Below are 1,862 nucleotides of genomic sequence, written 5' to 3'. Positions count from 1 at the left end.
GTGAACGACGTGTGAGAAAATGCCCTGGGAGCTCCGACGTGCTACAATAGCCGGAGCCTTTCCAGGGAGGTCAGGTAATGAACCCTGTCGATGCGCAGGCCTCAAATGAGACGGTTCAATCGTCCTGTTCCCGCTCAGACCCATCACGGCTAAAGCGCGTTCGGCTGGTGCACGTTGATCGCCAGCAGTTGTGCTGGACTATGCTCGATGTCGAGCGGCTGGTCGACGAGGACCATCCTGTTCGGGCGATCTGGGAGTTGGTGACCCGGCTTGATCTGTCAGCCTTTGTAGACCGGATCGGTTCGCTTGAAGGGGGTGCGGGGCGACCTGCCTTCGATCCCCGGCTTTTGGTGAGCTTATGGATCTACGCCTACAGCCGCGGCATCGGCTCGGCGCGAGAGGTGGAGCGTCGCTGCGAGCACGATCCGGGCTTTCGCTGGCTGACAGGGCTGCTCATCATCAATCACCATACCCTGTCCGACTTTCGCCTGGCCCCCCATGCCGCGTTGGACGCGGTGTTCACGCAGGTGCTCGCGATCTTGAGTGCGAGGGGCTGATTACCCTGAGGACCGTCATGCATGACGGCACGAAGATCACCGCGCAGGCAGGACCGAGCTCGTTCAAGCAAGAGGAGCAGATCCGGAAGTATCTGGCCGCGGCCCGGGAGCATGTCGCTGCTATGGGCGATCCCCGCCGCGAAGAGGATACGCCTCGGCAGACCGCCGCTCGCGAGCGAGCCCGGCGGGAGAGGCTTGAGCGCCTTGAGCAGGCCTTGGCCAATGTCCAGCAGATCAGCCAGGCCAAGCGCCCGGGCTATGCGCGTGCCAGGCAGCGGCAGATTGGGGCTAGCTCAACAGATCCGGAGGCGCGGATCATGCGTCACGGTGATGGTCACTACGCCTTGAGCTACAATGTCCAGATCTCGACCGATGCTGCTCACCGATGCTGCTCATGGCATTGCAGTTGGTTTGGATGTCGGTCAAACGGCTCCTGATTACGAATATCTTGCTCCCGCTGTCGACCAGATCGAAGAGCGGCTGGGCCAGACACCTGATCAAATGGTGGTGGATGCCGGCTATACCAGCCGCGAGAACATCCTGATGGCTCACGAAAAGGATGTCGAACTGATTGGTCCATGGGTTGAGACTGATGGCCGGGTCCAGCAGCGGTTTGCGCGGGTGGGCGTGACCGATGCTTTTCTACCTGACAAATTCCAGTACGATCCAGCGTCGGACACATACACTTGCCCGGAAGGTAAGCGTCTGACGCCTCGCGACGGTCATGACCGGCCGGGACGAAGGCTGGTGCGCTACCAGGCCAGCAAAACTGATTGTCGGGTCTGTCCCAGCCGTCGCCAGTGCTGCTCTGGCAATCGCACTTACGGGCGTTCGATCGTTGTCACGCACGAGGATCCGGTGGTGAGCGCTTTCCGGGCTCGTCAAGTCAGTCCCGAAACACGCACCTTGCTGCGTGAGCGCGGGCGCGTGGCGGAATTTGTCAATGCATGGCTGAAGGAGAAGCTTGATCTCCGCCGCTTTCACGTGCGTGGATTGGCGAAGGTCGGCACCGAAGCGCTCTGGGCGGTGTTGACCTACAATGTCCAGCAGTGGATCCGACTGCGGTGGCGGCCGCGTTTTGGAGCATCCATAGCCTGAAGTAGGCAAATCGGCAGGCGCTGACGTCCCAAGCTGGGCCCCTTATCGAATAGATCTCCTGCATAACAACCGCTCGTCCGTTCACAGACATCGTAGAGGAGTGATCACTGTGAAGCGACGCCACCTGGCCTGCCAAAGGGATTTTCTCACACGTCGTGCATCGCTGGGTCGTTCGTTACTCTCCCGAGCTGCTGCAGCGGTTCAATC

3 protein-coding genes are annotated in these 1,862 nt (G+C 60.6%); all 3 read left to right on the top strand.

Annotation, left to right across the window (positions count from 1 at the left end):
• The first annotated feature begins 200 nt into the window (after positions 1–200).
• From ACYVOK_RS18610 to ACYVOK_RS18600, 3 genes are read left to right on the top strand one after another with little or no spacing between them, the layout of a single operon-like run.
• Entirely contained in the window at positions 201–557 is a 357-nt protein-coding gene (locus ACYVOK_RS18610) for a transposase (protein WP_460663722.1), read from the top strand.
• Positions 558–574: 17 nt separating this feature from the next.
• A complete protein-coding gene (locus ACYVOK_RS18605) occupies positions 575–994 on the top strand; it encodes a hypothetical protein (RefSeq protein WP_460663721.1) in 420 nt (139 codons plus the stop codon).
• Entirely contained in the window at positions 930–1,655 is a 726-nt protein-coding gene (locus tag ACYVOK_RS18600; protein WP_460663720.1) for a transposase, read from the top strand. Before ACYVOK_RS18605 ends, ACYVOK_RS18600 begins: the two co-directional genes overlap by 65 nt.
• Positions 1,656–1,862 lie beyond the last annotated feature (207 nt).

The sequence above is a fragment of the Kribbella swartbergensis genome (assembly GCF_054784135.1).
This window is presented reverse-complemented; position numbering and strand designations above follow the sequence as displayed.